We start from the raw sequence: 24,580 nt of genomic DNA on the forward strand, positions 1-24,580 counted from the left end.
GCCCGTAGCGGTCAGGCATGCTAGGGGATCGCTGTAGGGGCGGGTCATGACCCGCCCGGTCCAGGCATGCCTGGACCCTACGTTAATTCTCGAACATTCATGACAGATCCACGCATGCCTGGAGCCTGGGTTAATTCTCTCATCAGGCAGCGGCGCAACGAAAAAGGGGCGGACCCAAACAGCGGTCCGCCCCTACAGGTCTTAAGCCAACCCGTCCATCCAGCTTAACTACGAATAGATCGCCGTAATGGAAGCGCTGCCCAGCGAATGGAAATGCACGTTGAAACCGACCATAGCGCCACTGGCGTTCTCATCCACTTCCAGCGTCTCTACATCAATGGCATGCACGGTAAAGATATAACGGTGCGATTCGCCTTTCGGCGGTGCCGCGCCGCCGTAACCTGCGCTGCCGAAATCGGTGCGCGTCTGCACCGCGCCGGCTGGCAGCTCCGCTTTGCCGGAACCGGCGCCCTGCGGAAGCTCGCGCACCCCGGCTGGCAGGTTCGCCACCACCCAGTGCCACCAGCCGGAGCCGGTGGGGGCATCGGGGTCATAACAGGTGATAACAAAACTTTTGGTGCCGGCAGGCACGTCATCCCACTTCAGGTGCGGCGACAGGTTATCACCCTGATAGCCCATCGCATTCAATACCTGGCGCTCCGGCAGCTTATCGCCGTCGTTAAAATCGTGACTCAAAAGCTTCATTCCAACTCCTTAACTTTCATATTTGAGGCTGCATCTGCGTTAACTGCGCTCGTTATTCGGGCCATCCCTGGCCCTCACCCCTTAGGGGGCCGCTGTAAACAGCGTTCAAATCGGTTCCTGACTGATTTGTCATTCTCTTGTCGCCTTGATGCAACCTCAACTATTTTGGTTAGCAATTATTGATGTAACAACTTCAGCAGCTCTTCGGCCGCAGCAGCGGAGGAGGCCGGGTTTTGTCCGGTGACCAGGTGGCCGTCGGTCAGGACATAAACACCCCAGTTATCCGTGTGTTCAAACTGGCCGCCAAGCTTTTTCAGCTCGTCCTCAACCAAAAAAGGTACCATATTCGTCAGCCCAACGGCATGCTCCTCGCTGTTGGTAAAGCCGGTCACCCGTTTGCCCGCCACCAGCGGCGTACCGTCCGGTTTCCTGGCGTGGCGCAGCACGCCCGGCGCGTGGCAGACGGCGGCAACCGGTTTACCGTTGGCGAACAGCGTTTCGATTAAAGCAATACTGGCTTCATCTTCCGCTAAGTCCCACAGCGGGCCGTGGCCCCCGGGGTAGAACACCGCATCGTAATGGCCGGGATCGATATTTTTCAGCTGCTGCGTATTGGCCAGCGCCTGCTGAGCAATGGGGTCCTGGCGGAAGCGTTCGGTATCGGGAGTTTGTGCATCCGGGGCGTCGCTGACCGGGTCGAGCGGCGGCTGCCCCCCGGCGGGAGAAGCCAGCACCACATTGATATGGGCGTCAAAAAAGACATAGTACGGCGCGGCAAACTCCTCCAGCCAGAAGCCGGTCTTTTTACCGCTATCGCCCAGCTTATCGTGGGAGGTTAATACCATCAGGATCCTCACGGCCGATCCCCCGCAACGCGAATCACCACCTTGCCGAAGTTTTCCCCCTGCAGCATGCCGATAAAGGTTTCTGGTGCCTTATCCAGACCGTCGACAATATGTTCGCGGAACACCAGGCGATCTTCCGCCACCCACTGGCTCATCTGGCGGAAAAACTCGTCAAAGCGGTGGCCGTAGTCCTGGTTAATGATAAAGCCCTGCACGCGCAGGCGTTTGCGCAGGATCGCACTTTGCAGCAGCGGCAGACGGTCAGGGCCGGCAGGAACGCCGGTGCTGTTGTAGTCGGCTATCAGCCCGCAGACCGGGATGCGCCCTTTGGTATTCATCAGAGGTAATATCGCATCGAATACCCGCCCACCGACGCTTTCAAAGTAGACATCGATACCATCCGGGCAGTGGCGCTTCAGCTGCTGTTCCAGATTGTCATCGCGGTGATCCAGGCAGCGGTCGAAGCCCAGCTTCTCTTCGGCGTAGCGGCATTTCTCCGCACCGCCCGCAATCCCGACCACGTGGCAGCCCTTGATTTTGGCGATCTGCCCGACCAGCGAACCGACAGCCCCCGTGGCGGCCGCGACCACCACCGTCTCGCCCGGCTGCGGGTTACCGATATCCAGCAGGCCCATATAGGCGGTGAAGCCCGGCATGCCCAACATGCCCAGCGCCCAGGAAGGGTGTTCCAGCACCGGGCCGCTGAGCTTAAGCAGGTCTCGCCCGTCAGACAGCGCGAAATCCTGCCAGCCGTTGCCGCTCACCACCCAGTCGCCCGCGCTGAAATCAGGATTTTCTGAGCGCTCAACAATCGCTACCGTGCCGCCGCACATCACCTCATTCAGCGCGACCGGCGGAACGTAGGAAGGGGCGTCGCTCATGCGCCCGCGCATGTAAGGGTCGAGGGAGAGCCAGACGGTGCGCAGCAGCACCTGTCCCTGAGCGGGCTGCGGCACGTGCTGAGATTCCAGGCGGAAGTTCGCCTCGGTCGGCGCACCGTGCGGGCGTGAGGCCAGCAGCAGGCGGCGGTTGGTCTGTTTATCTTGTGGCATAGTTCCTCCGATTTCTTAATGCGGCAGTAGTGCCGCTTAAAAACGTTCTAAAAGCGTAGCGCATCACGCTTTTGCCTGCCGGGAGGGTGAGCCGATCCTGATTAATTAAACAGGGCCGGATGAGCAATAGCTTCGCTGATGGCGTGCGTTAACTGCGCCAGCGCCGCCGGGGAGATGATATAGGGCGGCATCAGGTAGATCAGGTGACCAAACGGACGGATCCACACGCCCTGTTCGACAAAGAACTGCTGCATCGCCGCCATATTCACCGGTCGCTGCGTCTCTACCACGCCAATCGCGCCCAGCACCCGCACGTCCGCCACGGCAGGGTGGTCGCGCAACGGCAGCAGCGCGGCGGCCAGCTGGCTTTCAATTGCGGCGACCTGAGCAGGCCAGTGGTTCTCCTGCAGTATCGCCAGGCTTTCGGCGGCCACCGCGCAGGCCAGCGGATTGCCCATAAAGGTTGGCCCGTGCATAAAGCAGCCGGCAGTGCCCTGGCTGATGGTATCGGCCACATGGCGGCTGGTCAGCGTGGCGGAGAGCGTCATGCTGCCGCCGGTTAGCGCTTTTCCAACGCAGAGAATATCCGGGGCGATCTGCGCGTGTTCACAGGCAAACAGCCTGCCGGTGCGGCCAAAACCGGTGGCGATCTCATCGGCAATCAGCAGCAGCGAATAGCGGTCGCACAGCGCGCGCACCCGTTGCAGATAGCGCGGATGATAAAAGCGCATCCCGCCCGCGCCCTGCACGATCGGTTCGAGGATGACGGCGCCGATCTGCTGATGATGTGCCACGATCAGCTGCTCCAGCGCATCGGCATCGCTCTCCTGCCACTCATCGTCAAAGCGGCAGGCCGGGGCCGGGGCAAACAGATGCTCGGGCAGATAGCCCTGATACAGGCTGTGCATCGAGTTTTGCGGGTCGCACACCGACATCGCCGCGAAGGTATCGCCGTGATAGCCGTGGCGCAGGGTGAGAAACCGCTGCCGCTTTTCACCGCGCGCCTGCCAGTATTGCAGCGCCATTTTCATCGCCACCTCCACCGCCACCGAGCCGGAATCCGCCAAAAACACGCACTGCAAATTCTGCGGCACCATGGCCAGCAGCCTGCGGCACAGCGCCACCGCCGCCGGATGGGTTATGCCGCCAAACATCACGTGTGACATCTGCGCCATCTGCGCCTGCAGCGCCCGGTTGAGGCGCGGATGGTTATAACCGTGGATCGCCGACCACCAGGACGACATGCCGTCGACCAGCTGGCGCCCGTCGGCCAGCTGTAGCGAGGTCTCCTGCGCGGCGACGATCGGGTAGCAGGGCAACGGCGCGGACATCGAGGTGTACGGATGCCAGATGTGGTCACGGTCAAAGGCAAGATCGGCTGGGGTCATAAAATCACTTGTAAACCAAAAATAAAATATTTAGTTTACAAGTATAACCAGGCCGTGAAGATAAATGACAGACTTTTTTGGAGCAAGCAATGGCACATCGTTGGACTATTTCTCAGGCGCAGGCGCTGTTTGAAAAACCCTTTCTCGAACTGATGTTTGAGGCGCAGCAGGTACACCGCCAGCATTTCGACCCGCGCCAGGTGCAGGTCAGTACGCTGCTGTCGATCAAAACCGGCGCCTGTCCGGAGGACTGCAAATACTGTCCGCAGAGCGCGCGCTACAAAACCGGGCTGGAGTCCGAGCGCCTGATGGAAGTGGAGGAGGTGCTGATCTCGGCGCGCAAGGCCAAGGCCGCCGGCTCCGGCCGTTTCTGCATGGGGGCGGCGTGGAAAAATCCGCACGAGCGCGATATGCCGTATCTGGAAAAGATGGTGCAGGGCGTGAAAGCGATGGGGCTGGAAACCTGCATGACGCTGGGGTCGCTGAGCGAGCAGCAGGCGCAGCGCCTGGCCGATGCCGGGCTGGATTTCTATAACCATAACCTTGACACCTCGCCGGAATTTTACGGCAGCATTATCACCACGCGCAGCTACCAGGAGCGCCTGGATACGCTGGGCAAGGTGCGCGATGCCGGGATTAAAGTCTGCTCCGGCGGCATTGTCGGATTGGGCGAAACGGTCAGCGACCGCGCCGGGCTACTGGTACAGCTGGCGAACCTGCCCACCCCGCCGGAGAGCGTGCCGATCAACATGCTGGTCAAGGTGAAAGGTACGCCGCTGGCGGATAACGATGACGTCGATCCGTTTGATTTTGTGCGGACCATCGCGGTGGCGCGCATCATGATGCCTGGCTCCCATGTGCGGCTCTCCGCCGGGCGTGAGCAGATGAGCGAACAGACTCAGGCGATGTGCTTTATGGCCGGCGCCAACTCGATCTTCTACGGCTGTAAGCTGCTCACCACGCCGAACCCGGAGGAGGACAAAGATCTGCTGCTGTTCCGCAAGCTGGGTCTCAACCCGCAGCATACGGAGACCCACCGCGGCGATAACGAACAGCAGCAGGCGCTGGCGGCGCAGCTGATGACGGCCGATAACGACCTGTTTTACAACGCGGCACGATAATGGCCTGGTCACAGCGAATGAAGCAGGCGCTGGAAACCCGCCGCCTGCACGGCCAGTATCGCCAGCGGCAGGTGAACGAATACGCCGATGCGCGCAGCCTGCGGGTCGACGGCCATGATTACCGCAATTTCTCTGCCAACGACTACCTCGGGCTGAGCCACGATGCGCGCATTGTGGCCGCCTGGCAGCAGGGCGCGGCCCGCTATGGCGTGGGCGCGGGCGGTTCAGCGCACGTTACCGGCTATCGCGCCCCGCAGGCGGAGTTTGAGCAGCAGCTGGCAGAGTGGCTAGGCTACTCGCGCGCGCTGCTGTTTATCTCCGGCTTTGCCGCTAACCAGGCGGTAATTACCGCGATGATGGCCAAAGACGATCGTATCTTTGCCGATAAGCTGTGCCACGCCTCGCTGCTGGAAGCCGCCAGCCTCTGCCCGGCCACGCTGCGCCGTTTTAGCCACAATCAGCCGCCCGCGCTGGCTTCCCTGCTGGCCACGGCGGGCAGTGGGGAGACGCTGGTGGTCACCGAAGGGCTGTTCAGCATGGATGGCGACCGCGCCCCGCTGGCGGCGCTGCAGCAGCTGGCTCAACGGCACAACAGCTGGCTGCTGGTGGATGATGCGCACGGTATTGGCGTCTGCGGCGAACAGGGGCGCGGCAGCTGCTGGCAGCAGGGGGTGAAACCACAGCTGCTGATCGTCACCTTTGGCAAAGCTTTTGGCGTCAGCGGCGCGGCGCTGCTGTGCGATGACGCCACCGCGGAATATCTGCTGCAGTTTGCCCGCCACCTGATCTACAGCACTGCCATGCCGCCAGCGCAGATCTGTGCGTTGCAGGCGGCACTGGTCTGCGTGCAGCAGGGCGATGAGCAGCGGCAAAGGTTGAGGGATAATATTGGCTATTTTCGCCAGCACGCCAGCGGCTTGCGCTGGAAGCTGGCCGCATCGGACAGCGCCATCCAACCGCTGATGGTCGGCGATGAGCAGGCAGCCCTCGCGCTGGCACAGCGGCTACGCGCGGCGGGCTGCTGGGTGAGTGCCATCCGCCCGCCGACCGTACCGCCCGGCACCTCACGGCTGCGCATCACCCTCAGCGCGGCGCACCAAGATTCCGATATCGATGCCCTGCTGGAGGTGCTGCATGCTGCAAATGGTTAATAAACAGGCGGTGGCGGCGGCGTTTGGCCGGGCCGCGCACAGCTATAACCAGCATGCGGAGCTACAGCGCCAGTGCGGAGAACGCCTGATGCAGCTGGCGCGCCCCGGGCAGGAGCTGGAAGTGCTGGATGCCGGCTGCGGCACCGGCTGGTTCAGCCAGCGCTGGCGTGAAAACGGGCATGCCGTCACCGCGCTGGATCTCTCCGCGGATATGCTGCGTCAGGCCGCTGCCGCGCAGGCTGCGCACCATTATCAGCTGGGCGACATTGAGGCGCTGCCGTTTGCCGATAACCGCTTTGACCGCAGCTGGAGCAACCTGGCGGTGCAGTGGTGCAGTTCGCTGCCGCAGGCGCTGCGCGAGCTGCAGCGCGTCACGCGCCCCGGCGGGCAGGTGCTGTTTTCCACGCTGCTCGACGGGTCGCTGAGTGAGGTGCAGCAAGCCTGGCAGCAGCTGGGGCGCTGTGCGCCGGTCAACCGCTTTGCCACGCCAGAGATGATTACAGAGGCGGCCCGCGGCATGCGGCTGTCGCTGGAGTGCTATCCCCTGACGCTGGCGTTTGCGGACGTGCTCAGCGCGCTGCGTTCCCTGAAGGGCATCGGCGCCACCCATCTGCATCAGGGGCGCGATGCGCTGGCGTTGAGCCGTGGCGCGCTGCAGCGGCTGGAGCAGGTCTGGCCGCGCGATGAACGCGGCTGCCTGCTGAGTTATCAACTGGTATCAGGAGTGATTGAGTGTGAGTAAGCGCTGGTTTGTCACCGGAACGGATACGGAAGTGGGGAAGACAGTGGCCAGCTGTGCACTGTTGCAGGCGGCGAAAGCCGCGGGATGGCGCTGTGCAGGCTACAAGCCGGTGGCCTCCGGCTGTGAGGTGACGCCTGAGGGCGTGCGCAACAGTGATGCGCTGGCGCTGCAGCGCACTGCCAGCGTCTGGCTGCCGTATCAGCAGGTCAACCCGCTGGCGTTTATCGAGCCGACCTCGCCGCATATTGTCAGCGCCGAAGAGCAGCGCCCGATCAGCGCCCGCCAGCTCTCTGCCGGGCTGGAGACGGTTGCACAACAGGCTGACTGGGTGCTGACCGAAGGGGCCGGTGGCTGGTTCACGCCGCTGTCGGAAAGTCTGACCTTTGCCGACTGGGTGGTGCAGGAGCAGCTGCCGGTGATTCTGGTGGTGGGCGTTAAGCTGGGCTGTATTAATCACGCCTTACTCACCGCGCAGGCGATTCAGGCCAGCGGCGTGCAGCTGGCGGGTTGGATTGCCAACGGCGTGCTGCCTGCGGGTAAACGTCACCAGGAGTATATGGCGACGTTAACCCGCACGATCCCGGCACCGCTGCTGGGCGAGATCCCGCATCTGCCGGGTGGAGAGGGGTTTGATGAGGTGGGGCGGTTTATTACCTTGCCGTAAACGGGTCAGGCATGCCTGACCCCTACGCACATCGTAGGGGACGGGCATGCCCGTCCCGCAAACCTCACACCGTCAGCCAGGTATTCACCATGCTCTCATCCAGCTGCGCCACCGTGCCGTGCGCCACGTTGCGCCCGCGGTGCAGCAGCAGGAAGTAGTCAGCCACGCGGCGAATAAACGACAGGCGCTGCTCCAGCAGCAAAATGGTCATCCCGAAATCATGATTCAGGCGATGGATCAGGTTGCCCATCTCCTCTTCCAGCCAGGGCGACATGCCTTCGGTCGGCTCATCCAGAATCAGCAGCTTCGGCTGCAGTACCAGCGCACGCGCCAGCGCCAGCTGCTGCTGCTGGTCGATCGGCAGCTCGCCGCTGCGCTGATGACGCAGCGAATAGAGCGCCGGGAACAGGTCATACACCATCTGGGGGATAGCCCGGTGGCGTTCCATACCGGCACCGGCCAGCAGAGCGATTTGCAGGTTCTCTTCAATACTCATCTGCGAAAAGATGTGTCGCCCCTGTGGAACATAGCCTATCCCCAGCGAGGCGCGTTTTTCCACCGGCTGCAGCAGCAGGTCCTGCGGTGGGCCGTTATCTTCCTGCCAGATCATCGAGCCGCTGTTAATCGGCAAATGCCCCATGATGCAGTTGACCAGCGTGGTTTTTCCCATGCCGGGCTGCCCGAGGATGCCGGTACAGGTGCCAGGTGGCAGATCGAGATCAACATCCCACAATATGTGGTTCTGCCCATAAAATTGATTAATAGAACGTAAGCTGAGCATCTGCACTCTCCTTCAGACAGTTTTCGATCGCACCTGTATTGCTCCCGCTCTTTGTCGTCTGGCAAACAGTCCGGTATCTCGCTATGAAGTACCCGCGGTTTTGTGCTCCTCGCTCTGGTGTTATGCAAGCTGCAAGCGTGAGGCGGTATGGACTAACCAATGAGTACTTGCAATTAGTGGGCCAGAGGTGGTGAACGGCGGAAAAAAGTAAAAAAAGAGACAAACTGATAACATTCATCCGCAGTTATTGGTCAGCGCGGCTAAACAATTTCCTGCAGTAAGCAGCGTGCTGCACCGGACCAGTGCCGCGGGTTAATCATTTATGGTGCAGCTGCCACGCGAAATGGCAGTGAGAGTCAGGCGGGGAGAATAAAACGTGCCCGGCTGATTGAATGCGCGGTGCATAACATGGCCAATGCCGGGCGAAATCCCCGCTGGCGGGGGTAAAAATAAAGCAAAAAAAAATATTTGGCGGGTCGATCGCAGCGTGGGGACGATTTATACACATCAGACGCCTCAAGCGCTGAAAACAGTTATCCACCATTCCTGTGGATAACCTTGTGCATTAGAGTGTGAAAACCCGCGCAAGGCGAGAGCGGACGCGGCTTGCGCACGGGTTGGTGCGAAACTCGGCTTCTTTATATAAATGATTAAAATCAATTAGTTAATTAAAATCAAGCCACTGGAATATTCCTGATAAGCGCCGGGTCAGATTTGTCAGCAGGCTATTGACAAATGTTAAAAGCGTAAAGCATTTGGGGATAACCTCGACGCCCGTTTTGCGCATTCGTTTGCGCAACGGGCGGCAAAAGTGCAGACGGGCTCTCTGCTGATGCATCATGCAAAACAACTGTAATTTTATCCAGTCTTTTTTGCTGGCAAAATCGTCAGGGCAGAGTAGAATTACAGTCCGGTTCGCGCACTTCATTTTTCAGGTAGCCCTTCAATGAGCAAAGTCTTTAAACTCAACTCCGATTTCAAACCATCTGGCGATCAGCCTGAGGCGATTCGACGCCTTGAAGAGGGGCTGGAAGATGGTCTTGCCCATCAGACGCTGCTGGGCGTGACCGGATCCGGTAAAACCTTCACCGTCGCCAACGTGATTGCCGACCTGAACCGCCCGACCATGGTACTGGCCCCTAACAAGACGCTGGCGGCGCAGCTGTACGGCGAGATGAAAGAGTTTTTCCCTGATAACGCCGTGGAATACTTTGTCTCGTATTACGACTACTACCAGCCGGAAGCCTATGTGCCCAGCTCCGACACTTTTATTGAGAAAGATGCCTCGGTTAACGAACATATCGAGCAGATGCGTCTTTCCGCCACTAAAGCCCTGCTGGAGCGGCGCGACGTTATCGTGGTCTCCTCCGTTTCTGCGATTTACGGCCTTGGCGACCCTGACCTCTACCTCAAAATGATGCTGCACCTGACGCGCGGCATGGTGATTGACCAGCGCGCCATCCTGCGCCGCCTGGCGGAGCTGCAGTACACGCGTAACGACCAGGCATTCCAGCGCGGAACGTTCCGCGTGCGCGGAGAGGTGATAGACATCTTCCCGGCAGAGTCGGACGACTACGCGCTGCGCGTGGAGCTGTTTGATGAAGAGGTCGAGCGGCTCTCAATTTTCGACCCGCTGACCGGTCAGATCGAGTCGGTGATCCCGCGCTATACCATCTACCCGAAAACGCACTACGTCACGCCGCGTGAGCGCATTGTGCAGGCGATGGAAGAGATTAAGGTTGAGCTGGCGGAGCGCAAAAAGGTGCTGCTGGAAAACAACAAGCTGCTGGAAGAGCAGCGCATCAGCCAGCGCACCCAGTTTGACCTCGAAATGATGAACGAGCTGGGCTACTGCTCCGGTATCGAAAACTACTCGCGCTACCTCTCCGGGCGCGGTCCTGGCGAAGCACCGCCCACGCTGTTTGACTACCTGCCTGCCGATGGTCTGCTGGTGATTGACGAATCCCACGTCACTATTCCGCAGATTGGCGGGATGTACAAAGGCGACCGCTCGCGCAAAGAGACGCTGGTCGAGTATGGCTTCCGCCTGCCGTCGGCGCTGGACAACCGCCCGATGAAGTTTGAAGAGTTTGAGGCGCTGGCGCCGCAGACGATTTACGTCTCCGCTACGCCGGGCAATTATGAGCTGGAGAAATCCGGCGGTGATGTGATTGACCAGGTGGTGCGCCCAACCGGCCTGCTCGACCCGATTGTCGAAGTGCGCCCGGTGGGTACCCAGGTGGATGACCTGCTGTCGGAGATCCGCAAGCGCGTGCAGATTAACGAGCGCGTGCTGGTCACGGTGCTGACCAAACGCATGGCGGAAGATTTAACCGAATACCTGACGGAGCACGGCGAGCGCGTGCGCTATCTGCACTCGGATATTGATACCGTTGAGCGTGTTGAGATCATTCGCGATTTGCGCCTCGGTAAATTTGACGTGCTGGTGGGGATTAACCTGCTGCGAGAGGGGCTGGATATGCCAGAAGTGTCGCTGGTGGCAATCCTCGATGCCGATAAAGAGGGCTTCCTGCGCTCCGAACGCTCGCTGATCCAGACCATCGGCCGCGCCGCACGTAACCTCAACGGTAAAGCGATTCTCTACGGTGATAAGATCACCCCATCGATGGAGCGCGCTATAGGCGAAACCGAGCGTCGCCGCGAGAAACAGGAGCAGTACAACAAGGAGAACGGCATTGTACCGCAGGGGCTGAACAAGAAAATTGCCGATATTCTTGAGCTGGGCCAGGGGCTGGCGAAGAACAAAGCTAAGCCGCGCAATATGAAAGGTAAGAGCCTGGTGGAAGACGATGCGACCTATGTCGATCTGTCGCCAGCCGGGCTGCAGAAGCGCATTCACCAGCTGGAAGCGCAGATGCAGCAGCACGCGCAGAATCTGGAGTTTGAAGAGGCCGCCCAGGTGCGTGACCAGCTGCACCAGGTGCGCGAGCTGTTTATCGCCGCATCGTAATTATTTGGCCGCAGGGTTTTTGTAGGGGGGGGACCTTCTTTTCCGGTCCCCCCGCGCGGTAACGGATAGATCGCGGGCCGATCGAAAAAAATGATCGGCCCCTACGATTCAAATCGGGCGCATTTTCACACCATCGCCTGCACCGCGTGCTCCAGCGCCAGCCGCAGCAGCTGGCGGTCGTGGCGATAGGGAATATCTCCGGCCTCCAGCGGCTCCTGAATCACCATACGGTCGCTCAGATGGCTGCTGTCAACCTTCGGCCCCAGCACCAGCGCATCAATCACCCGTTTACCAATCGCCTTCTCCATCATCGCCAGCTTATCCACCACCGTCAGCTGTGCCGCTGCCGGGCTGAGCTCTTTGCCGAGATTGCCAATAAACACCATCGTCGCCGGGGTACGGCGCAGCGCCTGGGCGATTTCCGGCAGCAGCAGCACCGGCATCAGGCTGGTATAGAAACTGCCGGGGCCAATCAGGATCAGGTCGGCTTCGCCAATCGCTTCTACCGCTTCACGCGTGGCGCTGACGGCAGGGGAGAGCATTAACTCCTGCGGCGGCTGGGTCAGCTGGTCAATTTCAGTCTCGCCGTATACCAGGTGACCCTCGCTATCCAGCGCCACCAGGTCGACGGGCTGCTCTGACATCGGGATAAGAAACGCATCCACCTTCAGCAGATTGCGGATCAGGTTTATCGCCTCAAACGGGCGCACGCTGAGATGATCGAGCGCCTTTAGCATCAGGTTGCCGAGATTATGGCCGGCCAGCTCGCCGTTACCGGCAAAGCGATACTCAAACATTGCCGAGGCCACGCTCGGCTCGGCGATCAGCTGGTTAAGGCAGTTACGCATATCACCCCAGGCAATACCGCCTTCCGAGCGGCGAATGCGCCCGGTGGAGCCGCCATTATCCGTGGTGGTCACAATGCCGGTAAGGCGGGAACCCAGCGGAGAAAGTGCGGACATCACACGACCCAGGCCGTGCCCGCCGCCTAATGCCACCACGCGGTCGAGGTCAGCTAAAGTGCGATTGCGCATAGTTATTGTCATCATCATGGTTGAAACGTTGATAAAAGCTATTTTACGCTAAACGGGTGTTAAAATGCCGGGAAAAATCGTTATATCTCAAAGTATATAGCGAAACTCTGTTCTGGTATCGCGCAGTCAGAAGCGCTAAAATTTTTAAACCATGGTTTACCGATGTCCGGTAAATCACACTTAAGCCCTGATACCTAAGTCCTGCTGGATACGGTCTCCTGGCCGCAACCCCGAGTTGCCAGGGTGCAGAAAGAAATGACTGCATCTCCCCTCTTTGGAAAGGTGTTCTGGTGCCACAATTTGCTGATAGTTTCGACCGCAGGTTCTATTACCTGCGTCTGTCGATCACCGATGTATGCAACTTCCGTTGCACATACTGTCTGCCTGACGGGTATAAACCACAGGGCATTCAGAACAAAAGCTTCCTGTCGCTGGATGAAATCCGCCGCGTCACGCGGGCGTTCGCCGCTGCGGGCACCGAAAAAGTGCGCCTGACCGGCGGCGAGCCTTCAATGCGCCGTGACTTTACCGACATCATTGCGGCGGTGCGCGACAACCCCTCTATTCGCCAGCTGGCGGTGACCACTAACGGCTATCGCCTGCAGCGCGATGTTGCCGAGTGGCGGGCTGCCGGGCTGACTGCACTTAACGTCAGTATCGACAGCCTTGATGCGCGCCAGTTCCACGCCATTACCGGCCAGGATAAATTTCATCAGGTGATGCGCGGTATCGATGCCGCTTTTGACGCCGGGTTCAGCAAGGTGAAGGTCAATACCGTGCTGATGCGCGACGTGAATCACCACAGCCTGGATACCTTTCTTGCCTGGGTGCGCACGCGCCCGATCCAGCTGCGTTTTATTGAGCTGATGGAGACCGGTGACGGCGGGGCGCTGTTCCGCAAACATCACGTTTCTGGCGAAGTGATCCGCGACCAGCTGCTGCAGCAGGGCTGGGTGCGTCAGGCGCGCGCGCGCAGTGACGGCCCGGCGCAGGTATTCCGACATGCCGACTATCAGGGTGAAATTGGCCTGATTATGCCGTATGAAAAGGACTTCTGTGCCAGCTGTAACCGCCTGCGCGTGTCGGCGATTGGCAATCTGCATCTCTGCCTGTTTGGTGAGAGCGGCGTACCGCTCAGAGATCTGCTGGCGGATGACAGCCAGCACGCGGAACTGCAGGCGCGTATCGCCAGCAGTCTGACCAGCAAAAAGCAAACCCACTTCCTGCACCAGGGCAATACCGGCATCACGCAGAATCTCTCATTTATCGGCGGTTAAGCTAAGGACTTGATTATGAGCAAAACATCGACGGATTTTACCCCCCTTAACGTGGCGGTGCTGACCGTCTCCGACCGCCATACGGCGGAGAGCGACAGCTCCGGCAGCTATCTGCGGGAGGCCGCGATCGAGGCCGGGCATCAGGTGCTCGACCATGCCATCGTGCCCGATAACCGCTACCGTATTCGCGCCGTGGTCTCCAGCTGGATCGCCAGCAGGGATGTGCAGGTGGTGCTGATCAACGGCGGTACCGGTTTTAATGAGAAAAACAGCACCCCGGAAGCGCTGCTGCCGCTGTTCGATCGTGAAGTGGAAGGATTTGGCGAGCTGTTCCGCATGATCTCCTGGGAGGATATTGGCACCTCCACCATCCAGTCGCGCGCGGTGGCTGGCGTTGCCAATCAGACGCTGATCCTCGCCGTGCCCGGTTCCACCAGCGCCTGTCAGCTGGCGTGGGAGCGCATTATTCAGCCACAGCTGGATGCCCGAACCCGCCCGTGTAATTTTGTTTCGCATGTGAAGAAGCCGTAAATGTCTCAGTTAACGCATATTAATGCCGCCGGTGAGGCGCATATGGTGGACGTTTCCACCAAACAGGAAACCGTGCGTGAAGCGCGGGCAGAAGCGTTCGTGGTGATGCACCCGGAGACGCTGCAGATGATTATCGACGGCAGCCACCATAAGGGTGACGTCTTTGCCACGGCGCGCATTGCCGGCATCCAGGCGGCAAAACGCACCTGGGAGCTGATCCCGCTCTGCCACCCGCTGCTGCTGAGCAAGGTGGAAGTGTCGCTGGAAGCCCAGCCGCAGCACAACCGCGTGCGCATCGAGTCGCTGTGCCGCCTGACCGGGAAAACCGGCGTGGAGATGGAAGCGCTGACCGCGGCCTCCGTTGCCGCGCTGACCATCTACGACATGTGCAAAGCGGTGCAGAAAGATATCACCATCGAACAGTGCCGCCTGCTGAGTAAGAGCGGTGGGAAATCCGGTGATTTTCAGGCGGTGAGCCATGATTAACGTGCTGTTTTTTGCCCAGGTGCGCGAGCTGGTTGGCACCGCCAGCCTTGAACTGCCCGCCGAATTTACCAGCGTAGAAGCCCTGCGCAGCGAGCTGGCGCAGAAGGGCGATCGCTGGGCGCTGGCGCTGGAGTCCGGCAAGCTGCTGGCGGCGGTTAATCAGACGCTGGTGCCGATGGCGCATCCGCTGCGCGCCGGGGATGAAGTCGCCTTCTTCCCGCCGGTCACCGGGGGCTGAGATGGAGACGCGAATTCGGGTTGGCAGCGAACCATTTAATATGGCTGACGAGTATCAGTGGCTGGCCGCCTGCGATGAAGATGGGGCGGTGGTGACCTTTACCGGCAAAGTGCGCAATCACAACCTTGGTGATAACGTCAGTGCCCTGGCCCTCGAACACTATCCGGGCATGACCGAAAAAGCGCTGGCGGAGATCGTAGCCGAGGCGCGCCGCCGCTGGCCAATGCAGCGCGTCACCGTCATCCATCGCGTCGGTGAACTGTTCCCGGGCGATGAGATCGTGCTGGTGGGGGTCAGTGGCGCGCACCGTGGTGCCGCCTTTGACGCGGCGGAATTTATCATGGATCGGCTGAAAACCCGTGCGCCGTTCTGGAAGCGTGAAGCCACGCCAGACGGGGAGCGCTGGGTCGAGGCTAAACAGAGCGACCGCGACGCCGCCGCACGCTGGGAAAAATAGGGTACACTGCGTCTTTTCTTTGGCTAAGGATCTTCATGAGCCGTTTCTCTTTGAGACACCTCGCGCCGCTGGCCCTGCTGGTGCTGGCGGGCTGTAGTAACCCGACGTCGAAAACCACGCCTGCCGCGCGCCCGACCGATGTGAAAGCCCAGATCGCCCGGCTGTTACCGCCCGGCGTCAGCGATCGCCAGGGCTGGGCCAGCGATATCTATGTCGCCTTCAACGGCCAGGAGATTGACCCTTCGGTCAGCAATCTGTGCGCGGTGATCGCCGTTACCGGGCAGGAGTCCAACTTCAGCGCCGATGCCAATGTGGCCGGCCTGCCGAAAATCGCCTGGGGCGAGATTGACCGCCGCGCAGGGCAGCTGCATATCCCGTCATTCCTGGTGCGCACCGCGCTGCTGATCAAATCCCCCAACGGCAAAAGCTATGCCGATCGCCTCGATCATGTCTCCAGTGAAAAAGAGCTGAGCGCGATCTTCGATGATTTTATCGATATGGTGCCCATGGGGCAGAAGCTGTTTGGCAATCTCAACCCGATCCACACCGGCGGCCCGATGCAGGTCAGCATTGCCTTTGCCGAAGCGCACAGTAAAGGCTACCCGTATCAGGTTGACGGCTCGATCCGGCGCGAAGTCTTCAGCCGACGCGGTGGGATGTGGTTCGGCACCCTGCATCTGCTGGGCTATCCGGCCAATTATACTGCGCCGCTGTATCGCTTTGCCGACTTCAACGCGGGCTGGTATGCCAGCCGTAACGCCGCATTCCAGGCGGCGGTATCCCGGCTGAGCGGCATCAAGCTGGCGCTGGATGGTGACCTGATCAACTACGGGTCCGACAGTGCAGGCTCAACCGAGAAAGCGGTACGCACCCTCGGCAAGCGTCTGGACTTCAGCGAGCGGGCGATCCGCCGGGCGCTGGAGAAAGGGGAGAGCATCGACTTCGAGAAAACCGACCTGTACAAGTCGGTATTCGCGCTGGCGGATAAAGACGCCGGTAAAAGATTACCGCGTGAAGTGCTGCCGGGCATCAAGCTGGAAAGCCCGAAAATTACCCGTAATCTGACCACCGCCTGGTTTGCCCAGCGCGTGAATACGCGTTATCAGAGCTGTATCAGCCGTCAGTAATCTGCTGTCACGGGCCGATCGAAAAGGATGATCGGCCCCTGCGGTTACAGCCGGTTTGACGGGCCGCTCGAAAAAGATGCTCGGCCCCTACGGTTACGCTCTGGTGTAGGGGCCGACCGCTTTTCTGGTCGGCCCTCGATCCCCGTTACGCCGTTTCCAGCTTAAACAGCTGCACGGTCTGCGCCAGCGTCTTCGCCTGATCCTCCAGCGATGCGGCGGCGGCCGACATCTGCTGCACCAGCGCGGAGTTCTGCTGCGTTGCGCCATCCATCTGATTGACCGCGACCGTCACCTGACCGATGCCCTGCGACTGTTCATCGGAGGCATGCACAATCTCGCCGATAATGGTCTTCACCGAGTTTACCGCCTGCGTCATCTCCTGCATGGTTTTCCCGGCGCTCTGCACCAGATCCACCCCGTGGTCGACGCGCTGGGTCGATTCGGCGATCAGCGCGGAGATATCCTTCACCGCATTGGCGCTGCGCTGTGCCAGGCTGCGCACTTCCGCCGCCACCACCGCAAAGCCGCGCCCCTGCTCCCCGGCGCGTGCTGCTTCAACCGCCGCGTTCAGCGCCAGAATATTGGTCTGGAAGGCAATGCCGTTGATAATGCTGGTGATAGCACCAATCTTCTGCGAGCTCTCATCAATCTGCTGCATAATCTGCACCACCTGCGACACCAGCTGCTCGCCGCGCCGGGCGATGTCGGTAGCGTTATCCGTCAGCGCCGTTGCCTGGTGGGCATTATCAGCATTGTGCTTCACCGTGGCGGTTAACTGCTCCATGCTGGCTGCCGTCTCTTCCAGCGCCGCAGCCTGCTGCTCGGTGCGTGAAGCGAGGTCAAGGTTGCCGCTGGCGATCTCTTCCGCCCCCTGACGTACCGAGTCGCTGGCGGAGATAATCTCACCCACCATATTGCGCAGCTGGTGCTGCATGGTCTGCATGGCGAAGAAAATACTCTGCTTATCGTTCTCTTTCACCGGGATAGTGGCGCTGAGATCGCCCTCTGCCACCGCCAACGCAATATCCGCCGCCTGACGCGGCTCCCCGCCGATCGGTTTCGCCACTTTGCGGCTGAACACCAGCCCCAGCACGCCGCACACCACCACAATACTGATCACCGCCATTATCAGCGCATACATCAGCTGGCGGTTCGCCGCGGCCATCACCAGCTTCACCGGCGCGGCAACGCCGAGATACCATGAAGCTTGGCTGTTGCCAACGGTGATCGGGCGCCAGGTTTGCAGCACATCCTCACCCAAAACCGGGTCGTAGCGCTGGATTATCTGGCTGCTGAACTTGTCGGTTTCGCCTTTATAGGGCTTACCGGCATCGTCCTTGTTTGGGCTGGAAACCACTTTGCCGGCGGTGGAGAGCAGCATGGCATAGCCTGCGCCTTGCCACGGTTTGATTTTACTCACTTTTTCCTGCAGCGAGGCGAGTGAAATATCGGAGGTGGTCACGGCTTTCACCTTGCCATCATCAAAAATCACCGCCGAAACGGAGGTCAGCAGGGTGGGGACGCCTTCATAGGCGAAGCTGTAAGGTTCGGCCAGCGTGTCGCGTTCCAGCTTGCGTGGTACCAGATAGTAGTCGCCATCACCCGGGGTAAGAAATGTCCCCATCAGATGGCTTTGATAGGCACCCGCTTTATCCCGATCGACATAGCGCGAGAAGCGCCCCCCCGGCGGCGAACCAGGCTGGCTGGCGAACTCCGCATCGCGTCCATCTAAAACATTGGGTTCGAGAACCGCCGACATCGACAGATAGCTGGGGTTCATCTTCAGCGCATAGACCATAATCTGTTCCGCCTGAGCGCGGTCAGTGATGCCCGCGGCAGGTAGGGCAATCAGGCTCTGGCCCATGGCGGCTGCGACGGTGCGCGCATACTCCAGCTCTTTCTGCACCGATAGCGCCTGGCTCTGGGCGATCTGCCCGAGATAATCTTCCGCCAGCTTTTTCTGCTGCTGGCTCGACTGCCAGCTCAGCAAGCCAATGGTGAGGCTGAAACCCAGGGTGATTGTCAGTACCCCAGTGAGCAGCATCAGCGTGCGGGTGCTCATTCTCTTTTTTGCTACTGTCTGACTCTGCATGTGACCTTCCCCGATGTGGCAAAATGTACCCGTTAGTCACTTCCTGTTTTGCAACCTCCTTTGCTCAGTCTATCGGCAGTCAGTGAGCAATCTTTATCCGGCAGATGGATTTATTGGATAAATTCGGCGTGAGATAAAACTCTGCCTGTCAGTCACGACCTCGGATAATCAACACACTTTGCCCTGCGTCAGTTGGGCGATCAGCCCAGTTGTGGCTGCCCAGCGGGTGATTTTGCGCTGTAAATTACCGCTGAAGATCGGCAAAAGCCCTGGCAATCAATACGATCCAGCTTTGGGGGTCGAATGACTTCCCCCGAGTCCATTATTTTCCTATTGGCAAGGTCAGGTGTTAAGTAGGAAGTAAAGTTCAGGTGGGTAATAAATAGCGCATGAATAAGACAATGTGCTCTCGTTATATCAATCAGGTGAATGTAGCGGATAGCATCAGGAAACCGGGAGAGGCTAAGGCGTGATGCTTATTGGTTATTTTAACGCTATTCCGTACGGTATCATTGCTTGCGATGCTGTAGTCTATTTTTCTTGATAGTTTTTTTCGCTTCGGGAAAACTTGATTTAGGAATATTCAGTATCGATCTGTACCCTGGCCTCTACCATGCCGATTTTTTCTTGGTGAAAATCCTAAAAATAAAAAAATAGTTTATCTCCTAATAGCGGGGGCATTGCCCCCTTTGCAAGATTTCAACGCATAACCCCAGATTTTAATAGCGGGTAGGGTGTGGGTATTAACTGGCTATTTCTTTCCAATAAGTCTCTTTATAAGCGTCAAAAAAATCTTTGTTCTTCGCCCTTTAATATGTGCAAGCTCTTTATTGTTATGATTTCTATAGTAAATTTTCCTCCTTTTTTTGGTTTGATAGTGATATAAAATGCTGAAAAATATGATTAAAGGTAAGGTGAATAAAAGTAATAGTTGTAACATTTTACACGCTCTCTCTTATGTCGTCTTTAGTAAGAATATTCCGCCAGAAAGATGTTTAATACCAAAAATGCCCAATGTCTATAGTTTGAAAAAAAATTAAGTTTGAGTATAGTTTTAATCAAGGGAGTATTTTTACCTGACAGGTAGAGGTTGCTATGTTAAATAAAATCTGCAGTATGAAATTTAGGAATATTCTACTGATCTCTGACGATACATTCCTCTGTGCGGGGGTTGGGTTTTTACCCGCGCTGAATCGTAGGGTGGAGTGTTTAAATCTCGAAAGTTTTATCGGTAGTGAGGTCAATGAGGCGGATATTGTTCTTCTGGATCTCCTTTCCTGGCAGACATGTACGTTTAGCGTTAAAACATCAATGACCGAGATAATAAATAACCATGCGAGAATGATAATGATTACTTGCGGGGTTTTTCAGGAGCTTCTTACTGATATTTTGTACCCTAATACATTGAAAGTTAATCGAAAGGAAATCGTTCACCTGCTAAATAAGTTGTGCGGATTGCAGTTTTCATACAGATTCGAACCCACGCCCAAAAGAAAGGTGAGGAAGTTTCTGACCAAGAGGGAGTTTGATGTTTTACATGAGTTTATAACAGGGAGTGGATCAGGGATAATAAGTAATAAATTTAATATAAATTGCAAAACGGTGAGTTCACACAAGCTGTCTGCGTTAGGTAAAATTGGATGCAAAAATATGGCTCATTTTTATATACTTAGCCGTCCCTTTACCTGTGATTTAGGCTTGCTGTTCAAGAAAAATGATAAATTATCGGCCTAAACATTAATTTTTAGCGCTCCTCACTGTCAGCAACACCATGGAAAAAAACGGTTAATATTTTATTCCCAGAAAACAGATTTCTGTCGTCATGACGCGGACTACCTCTCCCGCAGGCGGTTAGCAGTAAAGCCAGCAACAGCTCCTCGGTGAATTTACCCACCAATAATGACACATGATGAAGTGCTAAACTCAATCGCGCCGCAATCAGCAACAAATCCGCGCGCTTTCGGGCTGGCGCAGGCGGTGCGGTATGTGCCAGACTTGTTTGAGGTTTAACTCACTTTTCATCCATCTATTAAGGGGAGCATCATGGACCGATATCCACGATCCAACGATACCATTGTCCAGCGTGCCAGCGCGGGCCTGTCCGTCTATATGGCGCAGGTTTACGGCTGGATGACCTGTGGCTTGCTGTTAACGGCGTTTGTTTCCTGGTTCGCGGCGAATACGCCGGCGGTGATGGAGCTGGTATTCGCCAATCGCATCACCTTCTTCGGCCTGATTATCGTGCAGCTGGGGCTGGTGTTTGTGCTGTCCGGCATGGTGCACAAGCTGAGCGGAGCCGCTGCAACCGGCCTGTTTATGCTCTATTCAGCGCTAACCGGGCTGACCATGGCGAGTATTTTCCTCGTCTATACCTACTCTTCTATTGCCAGCACCTTCCTGGTTACCGGCGGGATGTTTGGCGCGATGAGCCTGTGGGGTTACACCACAAAACGCGATCTGAGCGGAATGGGCAGCATGCTGTTTATGGCGCTGATTGGCATCGTGTTGGCGTCACTGGTGAATATCTGGCTGAAGAGCAGCGCGCTGATGTGGGCAGTGACCTATATTGGCGTGGTGGTGTTTGTCGGCCTGACCGCCTATGACACCCAGAAGCTGAAAAACATCGGTGAAGGGATCAACGTTGATGACAAGGAGAACCTGCGCCGCTACTCGATTATGGGTGCGCTGACGCTGTATCTCGACTTTATCAACCTGTTCCTGATGCTGCTGCGTATCTTCGGCAACCGCCGTTAATCGTAGGGGTCGGGCATGCCCGACCCGTTTTTTCTTCAGGCTAAATTCTTCGCTCTCAACGTCTTCGCCCGACCCTCCAGCCACAGATACATCACCAGCGCCAGCAGCAGCGGGGCGATAAAATAGAGCACCCGATAGGCCAGCAGCGCGGCGATAATCGCGCCGTGTGAGATGGGTTCACCGCGCAGCAGCGCCAGGAACACCGCCTCCAGCACGCCAATCCCGGCAGGAATATGAATAATCACCCCGGCAATACTGCTGATGAGCAACACCCCCAGCACCTGCGGGAAATCGACCTTTTGCATCAGCAGCAGCCAGATAATCGCCCCCATCACCAGCCAGTTAGCGCTGGAAACCGCGAACTGGATCAGCGCCATGCGCAGCGACGGCAACGCCAGCTTCTGCCCCTTGATGGTCCAGCGGCGGCGTTTGGAAAAGGCGCACAGCGCCAGATAAACCGCGACAAACGCCAGCAGGCAGATGCCTATCACCCGCAGGGTTCCGGCACCAATAAACCAGCCGTCCGGCACCCGCACCATCGCTGCGCTGAACACAATCCCGGCGACCAGAACATAGCCCAGCCAGTTAGTCGCAATGCTCAGGGAGAAGATGCGCGTAATGGTGCTGCCGCCAAGGCCGAGCCGCGAGTAGAGGCGATAGCGCATCGCCACGCCGCCGACCCAGGTGCTGAGCGTCAGGTTAAAGGCGTAGCAGATAAACGACACCAGCATCACCTGGCGTTTCGCCAGCTTGTGCCCGCAGTAGGCGCGGCCAATCAGATCGTACACGCCGTAGGTGAGGTAGCTGACCACCACCAGCGCCACGGCCCCCAGGATCGCGACGCGATTGTAGTTGACCACCACATCCCAGACGTCGGCCCAGTTCACCTGGCGGGCATAGACCACCAGCAATACGATTACCGCGATAAAGAACAGCCAGGTCAGAACCTTCTTCGCCCGGCTCCAGAGCGTATGCGCTTTAGCCATCAGGGTTTAACTCCTTCGTTGGGGGTCTCGACCCTGTCCTGGGTTTCCATCTCCGGCTGGGCCGGGGGCGGTACCTGCGCCAGCTTCGGCGTGTGGGCGGGCAGCCAGCCGGCAATCGCCGGGAAATGACGCAGAAAATGGAAAACCAGCACGCCTTTGCCCAGCTGCCACCAGTTGCGTTTCGGCAGCTGGCTCTCCTGCACGCGCTGGCAGTCCGCCGCCAGCAGCCCCTCGAGGTTGTCACGCACGCACTGGTTAAAGTCGCGATCGTGGATCATCAGATTCGCTTCCAGATTGAGCGACAGGCTGAGCGGGTCGAGATTGCTGGAACCAACGGTTGACCACTGTTGATCCTGCACCGCGATTTTGGCGTGCAGCGGGCGGCGGCAGTACTCGTAAACCTCCACGCCGCCCTCCACCAGGTAGTTATACAGCAGCTCGGCGCCGACCTTGACGATCGGCATATCCGGCTTGCCCTGCACGATCAGCCGCACGCGCACGCCGCGCCGCGCCGCGTTGCGCATTTCGCGCAGCAGGCGATAGCCGGGGAAGAAGTAGGCGTTGGCGATAATGACGTCCTGCTGCGCACTCTTTAGCATGTCGATGTAGTGCTGCTCGATGTCATCGCGGTGCTCATGATTGTCGCGATACACCAGCAGCGCCTGCGCGTTGCCCGGCCTGGCGTTATGTGCCGGGCGGTGCGAGCGCTGTCCCCACCAGCGACGGATTTTCTGCTCGCTGCCCATCTGCTGCTGCACGTAAGCGGCAATATCGCCGACGATGGGCCCTTTAACCTCCACCGCATAATCCTGCTTCGCTTCCGGACCGTAGCTGGCGTTATGCTCCGCCGAGTAGTTGATGCCGCCGACAAAGGCGATCTCGCCATCGGCGACCACAATTTTGCGGTGCAGGCGGCGAAACAGGTTGGTGCGCATGCCAAGGACCAGCGGGCGCGGATCGTAATAGAGGAAGCGCACGCCGAGCGAGGTGAGGCTGTGGACAAATTCGTCCGGCAGGTCCGGGGAGCCGTAGCCGTCGACCATCATCTCAATCTTGACCCCGCGCTGGGCTGCCGCCAGCAGTTCGGCGTGCAGGGCCTGGCCGACATCATCGTTAAACAGGATAAATGTTTCCAACAGCAGGCTGTGCTGGGCGCGCTGAATTGCCCCGAAAACGCGCGGGAAAAATTCCTCGCCATTTTCCAGCAGCCTGATCTGATTACCTTCCTGCCACTGGTTCATAGGTGGATCTCCACCGCCAGCGGCGCATGGTCGGAGAGATGCGACCATGGGCGTAGCGGAATAGTTTGTGGATGGCTGACAGCGGCATTTTTGACGTAGATACGGTCAAGGCGCAGTAGCGGAAAGCGGGCGGGGAAGGTACGCGCCGGGCGACCATTTTTGCGGCTGAAGACCTCTTCCATCCCGGCTCCGCGCTCAAGAATGGCATTCGCGCGCAGGCGCCAGTCGTTAAAATCTCCGGCGATCACCACCGGGGCATCCGGCGGCAGTTCATTCACCAGCTGACACAGCATTTTGAGCTGGGCCTGCCGGTGTGCTTCGCGCAGGCCGAGATGCACGCACAGCACGTGCAGAGTGAGGTCGCTGTCCGGCACCGCAATACGACAGTGCAGGATACCGCGCTTTTCCGTGCCTGCGACCGAGATATCGCGGTTGTGATGCTCGAGGATGGGCAGGCGCGACAGCACCGCATTACCATGGTGCCCCTCTGGATAAACTGCATTACGGCCATAGGCAAAGTCGCGCCACATGGTATCGGCGAGGAACTCGTAATGCGGCGTTTCTGGCCAGTTATCCACGCGCAGCTTGTGCAGATCGTGGCTGCCCATCACCTCCTGCAACAGCACAATATCAGCCCCGGTTGCCCGCACCGCATCGCGGAGTTCAGGCAGAATAAAACGCCGGTTAAAGGCGTTGAAACCCATGTGAGTGTTAATCGTCAGGACTTTAAATGAAAATCCTTGCGTTTTTTGTGACATACTGATGACACTCTTCGTCTTAACTTGTGAAGGGTAAAGTGTAGTCTTTGTCACAAATGTGTGGCGGGAAACGCGTTTATTTGCAGTATTATCCGAAAACTACGTTAGTCTGAGGACGTCGTTACTGGCCGGTGTCAGTAACCGCATGGGCGACCTGTTTCACCTAAGGTCTGCCAGGA

The 24,580-nt window shown here is 58.3% G+C and carries 23 protein-coding genes and 1 riboswitch; of the genes, 13 read left to right on the plus strand and 10 right to left on the minus strand.

The features are described from left to right. Positions 1-228: 228 nt before the first annotated feature. The 4 genes from J2Y91_RS14940 to bioA all read right to left on the minus strand — a co-directional run bounded on the left by J2Y91_RS14940 (position 229) and on the right by bioA (position 3,990). Positions 229-705 (minus strand): kinase inhibitor, encoded by a 477-nt coding sequence (locus J2Y91_RS14940; RefSeq protein ID WP_048916689.1) that lies wholly within the window; start codon positions 703-705, stop codon positions 229-231. Between the two features lie 176 nt (positions 706-881). Next, on the minus strand, positions 882-1,562 hold the full coding sequence (locus J2Y91_RS14945) for a type 1 glutamine amidotransferase domain-containing protein (protein ID WP_133624143.1): 681 nt from the start codon (positions 1,560-1,562) through the stop codon (positions 882-884). Next, entirely contained in the window at positions 1,559-2,602 is a 1,044-nt protein-coding gene (gene curA, locus J2Y91_RS14950) for an NADPH-dependent curcumin/dihydrocurcumin reductase (protein ID WP_133624142.1), read from the minus strand. The genes J2Y91_RS14945 and curA overlap by 4 nt, the downstream gene beginning before the upstream one ends. Positions 2,603-2,703: 101 nt before the next feature. Beyond that, positions 2,704-3,990, minus strand: a complete 1,287-nt coding sequence (gene bioA / locus J2Y91_RS14955) for an adenosylmethionine--8-amino-7-oxononanoate transaminase (protein ID WP_133624141.1) — start codon at positions 3,988-3,990, stop codon at positions 2,704-2,706. A gap of 89 nt (positions 3,991-4,079) precedes the next feature. Between bioA and bioB the strand changes: the two genes are divergently transcribed. Genes bioB through bioD form a run of 4 tightly spaced genes read left to right on the plus strand, consistent with a single transcriptional unit; the run spans position 4,080 to position 7,668 of the window. Next, complete coding sequence (gene bioB, locus J2Y91_RS14960; protein ID WP_048916685.1) at positions 4,080-5,111, plus strand: biotin synthase BioB; 1,032 nt, start codon at positions 4,080-4,082, stop codon at positions 5,109-5,111. After that, positions 5,111-6,262: an 8-amino-7-oxononanoate synthase gene (gene bioF, locus J2Y91_RS14965; RefSeq protein WP_253538666.1), complete on the plus strand. Its 1,152-nt coding sequence runs from the start codon at positions 5,111-5,113 to the stop codon at positions 6,260-6,262. The genes bioB and bioF overlap by 1 nt, the downstream gene beginning before the upstream one ends. Continuing rightward, positions 6,246-7,004 (plus strand): malonyl-ACP O-methyltransferase BioC, encoded by a 759-nt coding sequence (gene bioC / locus J2Y91_RS14970; RefSeq protein WP_253538669.1) that lies wholly within the window; start codon positions 6,246-6,248, stop codon positions 7,002-7,004. Before bioF ends, bioC begins: the two co-directional genes overlap by 17 nt. Then, the gene (gene bioD, locus J2Y91_RS14975; protein ID WP_253538672.1) at positions 6,997-7,668 is read left to right on the plus strand and encodes a dethiobiotin synthase; all 672 of its coding nucleotides are present in this window, start codon (positions 6,997-6,999) and stop codon (positions 7,666-7,668) included. Before bioC ends, bioD begins: the two co-directional genes overlap by 8 nt. Before the next feature lie 64 nt (positions 7,669-7,732). On the opposite strand, the gene J2Y91_RS14980 is transcribed toward bioD, so the two are convergent. Continuing rightward, positions 7,733-8,449: an ABC transporter ATP-binding protein gene (locus tag J2Y91_RS14980; protein WP_048916681.1), complete on the minus strand. Its 717-nt coding sequence runs from the start codon at positions 8,447-8,449 to the stop codon at positions 7,733-7,735. A gap of 946 nt (positions 8,450-9,395) precedes the next feature. Between J2Y91_RS14980 and uvrB the strand changes: the two genes are divergently transcribed. Beyond that, positions 9,396-11,420: an excinuclease ABC subunit UvrB gene (gene uvrB, locus J2Y91_RS14985; RefSeq protein ID WP_048916680.1), complete on the plus strand. Its 2,025-nt coding sequence runs from the start codon at positions 9,396-9,398 to the stop codon at positions 11,418-11,420. A 125-nt stretch (positions 11,421-11,545) separates the two neighbouring features. Here uvrB and J2Y91_RS14990 read toward each other — a convergent pair whose 3' ends face one another. Further along, on the minus strand, positions 11,546-12,454 hold the full coding sequence (locus J2Y91_RS14990) for a gluconeogenesis factor YvcK family protein (RefSeq protein ID WP_048916679.1): 909 nt from the start codon (positions 12,452-12,454) through the stop codon (positions 11,546-11,548). 165 nt (positions 12,455-12,619) lie between these two features. Beyond that, a riboswitch (molybdenum cofactor riboswitch) is annotated at positions 12,620-12,755 on the plus strand. Here J2Y91_RS14990 and moaA point away from each other — a divergent pair. The 6 genes from moaA to J2Y91_RS15020 all read left to right on the plus strand — a co-directional run bounded on the left by moaA (position 12,745) and on the right by J2Y91_RS15020 (position 16,570). Next, positions 12,745-13,731, plus strand: a complete 987-nt coding sequence (gene moaA, locus J2Y91_RS14995; protein WP_253538675.1) for a GTP 3',8-cyclase MoaA — start codon at positions 12,745-12,747, stop codon at positions 13,729-13,731. (Overlaps the previous riboswitch by 11 nt.) A gap of 15 nt (positions 13,732-13,746) precedes the next feature. Beyond that, on the plus strand, positions 13,747-14,262 hold the full coding sequence (moaB, locus tag J2Y91_RS15000; protein WP_048916677.1) for a molybdenum cofactor biosynthesis protein B: 516 nt from the start codon (positions 13,747-13,749) through the stop codon (positions 14,260-14,262). Next, positions 14,263-14,748, plus strand: coding sequence for a cyclic pyranopterin monophosphate synthase MoaC (gene moaC, locus J2Y91_RS15005; protein WP_187498531.1), 486 nt, complete (start codon positions 14,263-14,265; stop codon positions 14,746-14,748). Beyond that, entirely contained in the window at positions 14,741-14,986 is a 246-nt protein-coding gene (gene moaD, locus J2Y91_RS15010) for a molybdopterin synthase sulfur carrier subunit (RefSeq protein ID WP_048916675.1), read from the plus strand. The genes moaC and moaD overlap by 8 nt, the downstream gene beginning before the upstream one ends. A gap of 1 nt (position 14,987) precedes the next feature. Continuing rightward, a complete protein-coding gene (gene moaE, locus J2Y91_RS15015) occupies positions 14,988-15,443 on the plus strand; it encodes a molybdopterin synthase catalytic subunit MoaE (RefSeq protein ID WP_048916674.1) in 456 nt (151 codons plus the stop codon). 35 nt (positions 15,444-15,478) lie between these two features. Next, positions 15,479-16,570, plus strand: a complete 1,092-nt coding sequence (locus J2Y91_RS15020; protein WP_048916673.1) for a DUF1615 domain-containing protein — start codon at positions 15,479-15,481, stop codon at positions 16,568-16,570. A gap of 145 nt (positions 16,571-16,715) precedes the next feature. Here J2Y91_RS15020 and J2Y91_RS15025 read toward each other — a convergent pair whose 3' ends face one another. Continuing rightward, positions 16,716-18,662, minus strand: a complete 1,947-nt coding sequence (locus J2Y91_RS15025) for a methyl-accepting chemotaxis protein (RefSeq protein ID WP_048916672.1) — start codon at positions 18,660-18,662, stop codon at positions 16,716-16,718. A gap of 1,095 nt (positions 18,663-19,757) precedes the next feature. Here J2Y91_RS15025 and J2Y91_RS15030 point away from each other — a divergent pair. Continuing rightward, on the plus strand, positions 19,758-20,396 hold the full coding sequence (locus tag J2Y91_RS15030; protein WP_187498258.1) for a LuxR C-terminal-related transcriptional regulator: 639 nt from the start codon (positions 19,758-19,760) through the stop codon (positions 20,394-20,396). A gap of 309 nt (positions 20,397-20,705) precedes the next feature. Beyond that, a complete protein-coding gene (locus J2Y91_RS15035; RefSeq protein ID WP_048916669.1) occupies positions 20,706-21,416 on the plus strand; it encodes a Bax inhibitor-1/YccA family protein in 711 nt (236 codons plus the stop codon). A gap of 35 nt (positions 21,417-21,451) precedes the next feature. Here J2Y91_RS15035 and J2Y91_RS15040 read toward each other — a convergent pair whose 3' ends face one another. From J2Y91_RS15040 to J2Y91_RS15050, 3 genes are read right to left on the minus strand one after another with little or no spacing between them, the layout of a single operon-like run. Further along, complete coding sequence (locus J2Y91_RS15040) at positions 21,452-22,402, minus strand: lysylphosphatidylglycerol synthase domain-containing protein (protein WP_048916668.1); 951 nt, start codon at positions 22,400-22,402, stop codon at positions 21,452-21,454. Then, complete coding sequence (gene clsB / locus J2Y91_RS15045) at positions 22,402-23,643, minus strand: cardiolipin synthase ClsB (RefSeq protein ID WP_048916667.1); 1,242 nt, start codon at positions 23,641-23,643, stop codon at positions 22,402-22,404. The genes J2Y91_RS15040 and clsB overlap by 1 nt, the downstream gene beginning before the upstream one ends. Next, the gene (locus tag J2Y91_RS15050) at positions 23,640-24,401 is read right to left on the minus strand and encodes an endonuclease/exonuclease/phosphatase family protein (RefSeq protein ID WP_048916666.1); all 762 of its coding nucleotides are present in this window, start codon (positions 24,399-24,401) and stop codon (positions 23,640-23,642) included. Before J2Y91_RS15050 ends, clsB begins: the two co-directional genes overlap by 4 nt. Positions 24,402-24,580: the final 179 nt, after the last annotated feature.

This window comes from Erwinia aphidicola, from assembly GCF_024169515.1.
Taxonomy (GTDB): Bacteria; Pseudomonadota; Gammaproteobacteria; order Enterobacterales; family Enterobacteriaceae; genus Erwinia; species Erwinia aphidicola.

Coding starts and splice junctions, on each gene's coding strand:
- J2Y91_RS14940 (WP_048916689.1), bottom strand. CDS start 705: ATGAAGCTTTTGAGTCACGATTTTAACGACGGCGATAAGCTGCCGGAG.
- curA (WP_133624142.1), bottom strand. CDS start 2,602: ATGCCACAAGATAAACAGACCAACCGCCGCCTGCTGCTGGCCTCACGC.
- bioA (WP_133624141.1), bottom strand. CDS start 3,990: ATGACCCCAGCCGATCTTGCCTTTGACCGTGACCACATCTGGCATCCG.
- bioB (WP_048916685.1), top strand. CDS start 4,080: ATGGCACATCGTTGGACTATTTCTCAGGCGCAGGCGCTGTTTGAAAAA.
- bioF (WP_253538666.1), top strand. CDS start 5,111: ATGGCCTGGTCACAGCGAATGAAGCAGGCGCTGGAAACCCGCCGCCTG.
- bioC (WP_253538669.1), top strand. CDS start 6,246: ATGCTGCAAATGGTTAATAAACAGGCGGTGGCGGCGGCGTTTGGCCGG.
- J2Y91_RS14980 (WP_048916681.1), bottom strand. CDS start 8,449: ATGCTCAGCTTACGTTCTATTAATCAATTTTATGGGCAGAACCACATA.
- uvrB (WP_048916680.1), top strand. CDS start 9,396: ATGAGCAAAGTCTTTAAACTCAACTCCGATTTCAAACCATCTGGCGAT.
- J2Y91_RS14990 (WP_048916679.1), bottom strand. CDS start 12,454: ATGCGCAATCGCACTTTAGCTGACCTCGACCGCGTGGTGGCATTAGGC.
- moaB (WP_048916677.1), top strand. CDS start 13,747: ATGAGCAAAACATCGACGGATTTTACCCCCCTTAACGTGGCGGTGCTG.
- moaC (WP_187498531.1), top strand. CDS start 14,263: ATGTCTCAGTTAACGCATATTAATGCCGCCGGTGAGGCGCATATGGTG.
- moaD (WP_048916675.1), top strand. CDS start 14,741: ATGATTAACGTGCTGTTTTTTGCCCAGGTGCGCGAGCTGGTTGGCACC.
- moaE (WP_048916674.1), top strand. CDS start 14,988: ATGGAGACGCGAATTCGGGTTGGCAGCGAACCATTTAATATGGCTGAC.
- J2Y91_RS15020 (WP_048916673.1), top strand. CDS start 15,479: ATGAGCCGTTTCTCTTTGAGACACCTCGCGCCGCTGGCCCTGCTGGTG.
- J2Y91_RS15025 (WP_048916672.1), bottom strand. CDS start 18,662: ATGCAGAGTCAGACAGTAGCAAAAAAGAGAATGAGCACCCGCACGCTG.
- J2Y91_RS15030 (WP_187498258.1), top strand. CDS start 19,758: ATGTTAAATAAAATCTGCAGTATGAAATTTAGGAATATTCTACTGATC.
- J2Y91_RS15035 (WP_048916669.1), top strand. CDS start 20,706: ATGGACCGATATCCACGATCCAACGATACCATTGTCCAGCGTGCCAGC.
- J2Y91_RS15040 (WP_048916668.1), bottom strand. CDS start 22,402: ATGGCTAAAGCGCATACGCTCTGGAGCCGGGCGAAGAAGGTTCTGACC.
- clsB (WP_048916667.1), bottom strand. CDS start 23,643: ATGAACCAGTGGCAGGAAGGTAATCAGATCAGGCTGCTGGAAAATGGC.
- J2Y91_RS15050 (WP_048916666.1), bottom strand. CDS start 24,401: ATGTCACAAAAAACGCAAGGATTTTCATTTAAAGTCCTGACGATTAAC.